The organism is Angustibacter aerolatus (assembly GCF_054776675.1).
On the sequence record NZ_BAAHBM010000117.1, the window covers coordinates 1 to 8,043 of the forward strand.

Below are 8,043 nucleotides of genomic sequence, written 5' to 3' on the forward strand. Positions count from 1 at the left end.
GCGCCGCCCCGCCCCCGCCCCGCGCCCCCGGTCGCGCGCCACGTGAAGTCGGCTGCGGCACCGTTCGATGGGCGTGCACGCCGCAGGAACGGTGCCCCCGCCACGCGGGGCTCGAGCCGCGCGACGTCGCCCGCCGTCCGCCGTCCGCGCCGGATGGACGTCCCGGCGAGCGTGCCGGAGCGCGGGCGGCACCGGAGGACGTCGAGGGCGCGAGCGAGGCGGGCACCTCGTGCGGCTGCGGCACCCTTCGCTGGGCGTGCACGCCGCAGGAACGGTGCCGCAGCCGACTTCACGTGGCGCGCGGCGAGTGGGGCGCAGGGCGAGGGGGCGGACGGCGGACGGCGCGGGTCAGGGGTCGACGGTGAGGCCGAGGGCCTCGGCGAGCTGGACGGCGCCGGCGAGGTCGACGCGGGCGCCGGTCCAGCGCGGGCCGACGGGGTCGAGGTCGTGCAGGGCGGTGCCGCGCAGGTCGGCGCGGTCGAGGCGGGCGCCGTGCAGGTTGGCCCGCGAGAGGTCGCCGTCGCGCAGCACGGCGCCGCGCAGGTCGGCGTCGTCGAGGTCGGCCTCGACGAACGACACGCCCTCGGCGTCGAGGCCGCTGAGGTCCTCGCCGCGCAGCACCGTGTAGGCCCAGGTGCCACCGCGCACGAGCAGCGGCTTCAGCGAGCAGCGGCGCAGGGTCGAGCCGACGAGCTTGCAGCCGTGCAGCTCGGCGTCGAAGAACGAGACGCCGGTGAAGGTGCAGCCGGTGAACGCCGAGCCCTCGTGCCGCGACGCGTTCAGCCGGACGTCGGTGAAGACGCACCGCTCGAACGACGCGCCGCGGGTCACGCACTCGGTGAGGTCGACGCCGACGAAGGTGCAGTCGGCGAACCGGTCACCCGCCAGCTCGCGGCCGTACCAGTCCTCGTCGCGGTAGGTCTGCTCCTCGATCACGTCCACAGGCCCAGGCTAGGTCGTGTCTCTCGACCCGCGACCGACGTATCGACGCCCGAGCACGCCCCTGCCTGCGTTGTCGTCGAGGCCGATACAACCCCGGTATCGGCCGCTCCTCCGCCTTGTCAGCGACGCACTCGGACGCCGATCCGCGGCGGCCGCGGGTCGAGAGACACGACCAGAAGGGCGCACCAGCCCAGCAGCACCGTCGTGAACGTCTTCTCGCTCCCGCCGTACCAGGCCGCGGGCGAGTCGAGGTGCGCGAGGAACCAGGCGAGGTCGGGCAGCGCGACCGCCAGCGCACCGACGGCGGTCAGCCGCAGCCACCGCGGCACCCGCGACGTCAGCGCCCCGGCCAGCACGCCGAGGTGCAGCCCGCCGAACGCCGCCGTCGCCGAGGCCGCGTGCAGCCCGGCGGTCGACCCCGAGAGCGGGAACGCGGCCACGGCCAGCGTGCCGAGCCCGCCGACCGCGAGGCACACGGCGACGACCGGCAGCCGCGGACGTCGGCGGGCGAGCACCGCGGCCGCCAGCTGACCGCACCCCTGCAGCACCAGCGCCGCCGTCATCCACGGCCGGGTCGGCACCCCCTGGGCGGCGAGCGCGCTGATCGTGCCGCGGCTCGCGGAGTACCCGTCGAGCGTCAGCCCCAGCAGCAGCCACGCGGCCGTGAAGACCACCGGCGCGCCGACCGCCAGCAACCGGAGTCCGCGCACCCCGTTATGTTCACACGATGCGCATCGGGGTCGTCGTCCTGCCGCAGCAGCGCTGGCCGGAGGCGCGCGAGCGCTGGCGGGCCGTCGAGGACATGGGGTTCGACCACGCCTGGACCTACGACCACCTGGCCTGGCGCTCGCTGGCCGACGAGCCGTGGTTCGGCACGGTGCCCGTGCTGGCGGCGGTCGCGGCGGTGACCGAGCGGGTGCGGCTCGGCACGTGGGTGGCCTCGCCGAACTTCCGGCACCCGGTGCCCTTCGCCAAGGACGTCATGACGCTCGACGACGTGAGCGGCGGCCGGATGCTGCTGGGCGTCGGAGCGGGCGGCGAGGGCTGGGACGCCGACGTGCTGGGGCAGCCGCGGCCGACGCCGGGCGAGCGCGTCGAGCGGCTCGACGAGTTCCTCGGCCTGCTCGACCAGCTGCTCACGAACCCGTCGACGACGGCGCACGGCGAGCGGTACGACGCCGTCGAGGCTCGGATGCTCCCCGGCTGCGTGCAGCAGCCGCGGGTGCCGTTCGTGGTGGCGGCGAACGGGCCGCGCGCGATCCGGCTGGCGGCCCGGCGCGGCGAGGCGTGGGCGACCACCGGCACCACCCGACCGGACGACGGGCAGGCGCGGTGGTGGCAGGGCGTGGCCGAGGCCCTCGACCGGTACCGGACGGCGTGCGACGAGCTCGGTCGCGCTCCCGGCGACCGCTACCTCAACCTCGACTCCGGTGCGGTGTTCTCGCTGAGCAGCGCCGACGCGTTCACGGAGGCCGTGGGCCGGGCCCGCGAGCTCGGGTTCACCGACGTCGTCACCCACTGGCCGCGCGAGCACGGCGAGTACGCCGGCGACGAGCGGGTGCTCGACGAGGTGGCCCAGCACCTGGATCCCCTGCGCGAGTAGCGGCAGACTGAGCCGCATGACCGCGCTGCCGTCGTACACGTCCGGCGTCTCCGACGTGCCGCTGCTCGGTGACACCATCGGGGCGAACCTGGAGCGGACCGTCCGCCGGTGGGGCGACCGCGAGGCGCTGGTCGACGTGCCGACGCACCGGCGGTGGACGTACAGCGAGCTGGACGTCGAGGTCGACGAGCTGGCGCTCGGCCTGCTCGAGCTCGGCGTCGCGAAGGGCGACCGGGTCGGCGTCTGGGCGCCGAACTGCGCGGAGTGGGTGCTGCTGCAGTACGCCACGGCGAAGGTCGGCGCGATCCTGGTCAACGTCAACCCGGCCTACCGCAGCCACGAGCTCGCGTTCGTGGTGAACCAGTCGGGCATGCGGCTGCTGGTGTCGGCGCTGCAGCACAAGGGCAGCGACTACCGCGCGATGGTCGACCGGGTGCGCGGCGAGTGCCCGCGGCTCGAGGACGTCGTGTTCATCGGCACCGACTCGTGGACGCAGCTCGTCGAGCGCGGCGGGCGCGTCGACCACCACCGGCTGGCCGAGCGGCAGGCGACGCTCTCGCCCGACGACCCGATCAACATCCAGTACACTAGCGGCACCACGGGGTTCCCCAAAGGCGCCACCTTGTCGCACCACAACATCCTGAACAACGGGTACTTCGTCGGCGAGCTGATCCACTACTCCGAGCTCGACCGCGTCTGCATCCCGGTGCCGTTCTACCACTGCTTCGGCATGGTCATGGGCAACCTCGCGTGCACCTCGCACGGCGCCTGCATGGTGATCCCGGCACCCGGCTTCGACCCCGCGGCGACGCTGCAGGCCGTGCAGGACGAGCGCTGCACCTCGCTCTACGGCGTCCCGACGATGTTCATCGCCGAGCTGGGGCTGGCCGGCTTCGACGGCTACGACCTGTCGACGCTGCGCACCGGCATCATGGCCGGGTCCCCTTGTCCCGTCGAGGTGATGAAGCGCGTGGTCAACGAGATGCACATGTCGGAGGTCGCGATCAGCTACGGCATGACCGAGACCTCGCCGGTGTCGACCATGACCCGCACGGACGACGACCTGGCCCGCCGCACCGAGACCGTGGGCCGCACGATGCCGCACCTCGAGTCGAAGGTCGTCGACCCGGCCACCGGGCTCACCGTGCCGCGCGGCACCCCCGGCGAGCTGTGCACCCGCGGCCACACGGTGATGCTCGGCTACTGGGAGCAGCCCGAGCAGACCGCCGAGGCGATCGACGCGGCCCGCTGGATGCACACCGGCGACCTCGCGGTGATGGACGGCGACGGCTACCTGAGCATCGTCGGCCGCATCAAGGACCTGGTGATCCGCGGCGGCGAGAACGTCTACCCGCGCGAGGTCGAGGAGTTCCTCTACACCCACCCCGACGTCGCCGACGTCCAGGTGATCGGGGTGCCCGACGAGCGGTACGGCGAGGAGCTGATGGCGTGGGTCGTCATGCGGCCGGGCGTCGACCCGCTCACCGCCGAGGGCGTGAAGGCGTTCTGCGACGGGCGGTTGGCGCACTACAAGATCCCGCGGTACGTGCACGTGGTCGACGGTTTCCCGATGACCGTCACCGGCAAGGTGCGCAAGGTCGAGATGCGCGAGCTGGCCGTCGACCTGCTCCGCTAGTCAGCCGCGCAGCGCTCGGCGCACGGCGTCTTCGACCGACTGCGCCGCCGGCTGCCAGTCGGTGCCGGCCGCCCGCTGCCGCAGCAGCAGCGCGCTGACGCCACCCAGCAGCAGCGCGGCGCCGAGGCACACCCAGAAGCCGACGCCGGGCCCGCCGGCGGCCAGGATCGCGACGCACGCGACGAGCGCGAGCAGCGCGGGCACCACGAACGCCCAGAGCGAGACCAGGCTGCCGACGGTCTCGACCACCTCGCCGGTCAGCAGCACCTGACCGTCGTCCGGCGTCAGCCTGCCGCGCAGCACCGGGTTGCTCGGCGAGCGCGGGCTGGCCTGGGGCAGCTGCGCCCGCACGGCGGTGCCGTCGACCTGCACGCGCACCTCGCCGCTGGTGTCGAACCGGCCACGCGGGCGCACCGAGGCGCGCACCGCCTCGACGTCCGGGTGGCGCAGCCGCAGCCGCACGGGCTGTCGGCGTCTGCGCAGGACCGAAGCGTCCACGACCTCCCCCTCGTCCGCGTGCACGGGTCGACGGCGGACGCTATCGCAGCCCCGCCGACCCGGTCGGCGCAGCGGGGGACGAACGGCCCGCGCCTCCGCTAGCATCCCGGCCGGGGAGCAGTGACGACGCCGGGGGAGGCGCCATGGGAGGGCCAGGCACGCTGAAGGTCGACTACGCGGAGCTGGGGGAGTCGGCGAGCTCGCTCGCGGCGATCCGCCGCGAGTTCGAGGGGATCGACGACGCGAGCGACGCGGTGAAGCACGCCGTCTGCAGCCGCGACATCGCCGACGCGATCGAGGAGTTCGCCAACAACTGGGACCGCCACCGCGGCGAGCTGGTCGAGGCGCTGGGCAAGCTCGAGGAGGCGACCAGGTCGGCGATCGAGACCTGGCAGGCGACCGACCACAAGGTCGGGTCGTCGATCGAGCAGACCGGCAGCACGCAGGCGCAGCAGATCGTGCACGGCCACGGGGCGGTGCACCCGTCGTGAGCAGGCCGTCGGACTGGTCGGCCGTGGGCCGGGCGAAGGACCCGTTCCCGGGGGACGCCGACGTCGTGCGCCGGGCCGCCGCGCACTACGGGGAGATGGCCCGCGAGATCGAGCAGCAGGTGGCTCGGCTGCGGCGCATCGGTGCCAGCGAGGGCCTCGAGGGGCAGTACAAGGACACGATCGTCGAGAAGTCGAAGCAGGCCGCTGACAAGCTCGACAAGGTGCGCGGCCGCTACGAGACGGCCGGCACCCAGCTCGCGAAGTGGCCCGACAACGTGGAGGACTACCAGCGGCGCTCCGTCGCGATCCTGCAGGACGCGCAGCAGCACGCGCACGCCGCGCAGTCCGCCCCGGCGTCCGCGAGGTCGTACGTGCCGCCGGCCGGTGCGACCGACGACGAGGTGAGGACCTGGCAGACCGACCACCAGGCGTTCCTCGACGCGCAGAGCGGGGTGTCGGGGGCGGCGAGCGACCTGCGGGCCCTCGAGGAGGAGCGCGACGACGAGGCGCGCCCGATCGCGAAGGCCATCCGCCACGGCGCCGACGACGACGTCAAGGACGGGTGGTGGGACAACTTCTGCGACTTCATGGACCGGTACGCGGGGGTGTTCGACGCCATCGGCAAGATCTGCGGCGCCATCGGTCTCGTGCTCATGGTGGTCGCGCTGTTCGTGCCTGGCCTGAACGGTCTGGTCATCGCCGTCACCCTGATCGGCCTCGGGGCGCACGCCGCGCTCGCGTCGACCGGCAACGGGTCGTGGACCGACGTCGGGCTCGACGTGCTGGCGCTCGCCACGCTCGGCATCGGCCGGTTCGCCGGCGCCGCGGTGAAGGCCGGCCAGGGCGCGACCCGGGCCGCCGGTGCCGCCCGCGAGGGGGCCGAGGCGGCGCGCGTCGTCCGGCTGACGTCGAGCGCCGAGCGTGCTGCGCTCGGCACCCGCATGTCGCGCGGCAGCCAGACCGCGCGGCAGCTGGCCCGGGCCGAGCACGCCCGCGTCACCGCGCAGATGAACCGGCAGATGGCCCAGGCGAGCGACGCGCTGTCGGACGCCTACCGGGCGGTGCCGATCGCGAAGGCGCCGGTGGTGCAGCGCATCGCCAACGGCTTCGACCCCGAGCTCGCCGCGCTGCGCGGCGACATGGCCCGCGTGGTGACCGACTTCCCGGGCGCGGCGCGCGTGACCCAGGCGGCGCAGGAGGCCCGCACCGCGGTGCGGGTCGCCACGACCAACGCGTGGGTCGGCGTCGCGGGCGGTGGCTTCGGCGTCTACTCGGACTACCTGCCGGTGCCCGGGTACGACCGGCTGAAGGACTGGGCCGACAACCGTCCGGTCAACGGGACCGCGTGGTAGCCGTGCAGTTCGTGGACGCCGACCCCGACTGGGCGGTGTGGCTGCCCGCGCCGCTGCCGGCCGAGCTCGACGACGAGCCGGTCGACGAGCGCACCTGGGCCGAGCAGACCGCGGCCGTCGTGCTGTCGGACGCCGGGCTGCCGGACGCCGCGCCGGACGACCGCGAGCGGCTGACCCGGCTGCTGGCCCTGGCCGGTGCGCGCGGGTTCCCGGCGCAGGGCTGGCTGCAGAAGTGGTTGCACCTGCCGGCGTGGGACGACGTGCCGCTGCCGGTGATGCTCACCCTGCTCGGTCCGGACGACGTCGGCGGCGACGACGAGCGCGCGGTGCTCGAGCTGCTGGTCGGTGCCGGGCACCCCGCCGTGGTCGAGGCCCCGGTCGTCGAGCCGGTGCGGGGCGGGCTGGGCGACGGCGTCCGGGCGATCAGCTACGGCGAGTCGGTCGGCGAGGACGGCGCGGTGCTGACCGCGATGCTGTCGTACGCCTGGCGGGTCGAGCTCGACGGCGAACCCGTCTACGTGCGGTTGTGGACGTCGTTCGATCCCGGCCGGGTGATCGCCGCGGCCGACGACGTCGAGGCGCTCGCCACCTCGCTCACCGTGCGGTCGGCGTGACCGGGCCGAGCCGCGCCCCCGCGGTCGGCTACCGGCTGGTGCTGCCGCCCGGCTGGATGCAGCTGCCGGTGCGCGACCCCGCCACCCCGGACCGGGTGGAGGCCAGGCTGCGCGAGGCCGCGGCCGGCCAGCCGCGCGACGCGGTGGAGCCGCTGCTCGCCGAGGCCGCGCGGCGGGTGCGTGACCTGCTCGCCGAGGGCCGCGCCGCCGGCGCGCTCGACCCGTACGCCCCGCTGCTCGGTGTGCGCGGCCGTCCGGTGCCGGCGTCGTTCGTCGTGCACGACCAGCTGCTCGACGGCGAGCCGCCGGGAGGTTTCGACGTCACCGAGGGGGTGCTGGCCGCGATGCTGCGTGCGCACCCCGAGGCGGCGCCGGTGGCGCTGGACGGCGCGACCGCGCTGCGCTGGGAGGTCGAGTCGCCGGCGGGGCCCGAGGGCGACCCGCCCGCGGCCAAGCGGGTCGAGGTGCACGTGCCGGTGCCGGGCGACGAGCGCCGCTGGCTGTCGGTCGTGCTCACCGCGGCCCGCCCACCGCACCAGCCCGAGCTCGCCGACCTGCTCTCCGACCTGTTCGACGCGGTGCTCACGACCTGGCGCTGGGACGAGGGCATCGTGCTCTGAGGGCCCGCCGCCTCGGCCGATCGGCCGGGATCGCCCGGTCCACAGGGTCCTGACAGGCTCCTCAGGCAGCCTCTCCAGGTGCTCGACCGACGTTCGTGGTCAGGCACCAACGAGAGGAGCACGTCGTGACCGACGAGACCCGAGGCAGCTGGACCCCCAGCGAGCCCAGCCGACCCGCGCCGGAGACCCTGCAGACCGGGCCGGCCACCCCCGCCCGCCCTGGCAGCAACCGCCGCCGCGCGGTCGCCGGGGCGGCGCTGGCCGCCGGCCTGGCGGTCGGCGGCGCC

9 protein-coding genes are annotated in these 8,043 nt (G+C 74.8%); 6 read left to right on the plus strand and 3 right to left on the minus strand.

Translation table 11 applies throughout. The features are described from left to right. Positions 1 to 348: 348 nt before the first annotated feature. Positions 349 to 942, minus strand: a complete 594-nt coding sequence (locus ACYVI6_RS17155; protein ID WP_460447529.1) for a pentapeptide repeat-containing protein — start codon at positions 940 to 942, stop codon at positions 349 to 351. Positions 943 to 1,061: 119 nt separating this feature from the next. Next, positions 1,062 to 1,652, minus strand: a complete 591-nt coding sequence (locus tag ACYVI6_RS17160) for a DUF998 domain-containing protein (protein ID WP_460447530.1) — start codon at positions 1,650 to 1,652, stop codon at positions 1,062 to 1,064. Between the two features lie 17 nt (positions 1,653 to 1,669). Here ACYVI6_RS17160 and ACYVI6_RS17165 point away from each other — a divergent pair, with 17 nt between their 5' ends. Further along, complete coding sequence (locus ACYVI6_RS17165; protein ID WP_460447531.1) at positions 1,670 to 2,545, plus strand: LLM class flavin-dependent oxidoreductase; 876 nt, start codon at positions 1,670 to 1,672, stop codon at positions 2,543 to 2,545. Between the two features lie 16 nt (positions 2,546 to 2,561). Then, positions 2,562 to 4,181 (plus strand): AMP-binding protein, encoded by a 1,620-nt coding sequence (locus ACYVI6_RS17170; protein WP_460447532.1) that lies wholly within the window; start codon positions 2,562 to 2,564, stop codon positions 4,179 to 4,181. On the opposite strand, the gene ACYVI6_RS17175 is transcribed toward ACYVI6_RS17170, so the two are convergent. Then, a complete protein-coding gene (locus ACYVI6_RS17175) occupies positions 4,182 to 4,679 on the minus strand; it encodes a hypothetical protein (protein WP_460447533.1) in 498 nt (165 codons plus the stop codon). 143 nt (positions 4,680 to 4,822) lie between these two features. Here ACYVI6_RS17175 and ACYVI6_RS17180 point away from each other — a divergent pair, with 143 nt between their 5' ends. Genes ACYVI6_RS17180 through ACYVI6_RS17195 form a run of 4 tightly spaced genes read left to right on the plus strand, consistent with a single transcriptional unit; the run spans position 4,823 to position 7,756 of the window. Next, positions 4,823 to 5,170, plus strand: coding sequence for a hypothetical protein (locus ACYVI6_RS17180; RefSeq protein ID WP_460447534.1), 348 nt, complete (start codon positions 4,823 to 4,825; stop codon positions 5,168 to 5,170). Next, a complete protein-coding gene (locus ACYVI6_RS17185; RefSeq protein WP_460447535.1) occupies positions 5,167 to 6,522 on the plus strand; it encodes a hypothetical protein in 1,356 nt (451 codons plus the stop codon). Before ACYVI6_RS17180 ends, ACYVI6_RS17185 begins: the two co-directional genes overlap by 4 nt. Then, complete coding sequence (locus ACYVI6_RS17190) at positions 6,516 to 7,136, plus strand: hypothetical protein (protein ID WP_460447536.1); 621 nt, start codon at positions 6,516 to 6,518, stop codon at positions 7,134 to 7,136. The genes ACYVI6_RS17185 and ACYVI6_RS17190 overlap by 7 nt, the downstream gene beginning before the upstream one ends. Further along, positions 7,133 to 7,756 carry a hypothetical protein gene (locus ACYVI6_RS17195; protein ID WP_460447537.1) on the plus strand — a complete coding sequence of 208 codons (624 nt, stop codon included), beginning with the start codon at positions 7,133 to 7,135 and terminating at the stop codon, positions 7,754 to 7,756. The genes ACYVI6_RS17190 and ACYVI6_RS17195 overlap by 4 nt, the downstream gene beginning before the upstream one ends. Positions 7,757 to 8,043 lie beyond the last annotated feature (287 nt).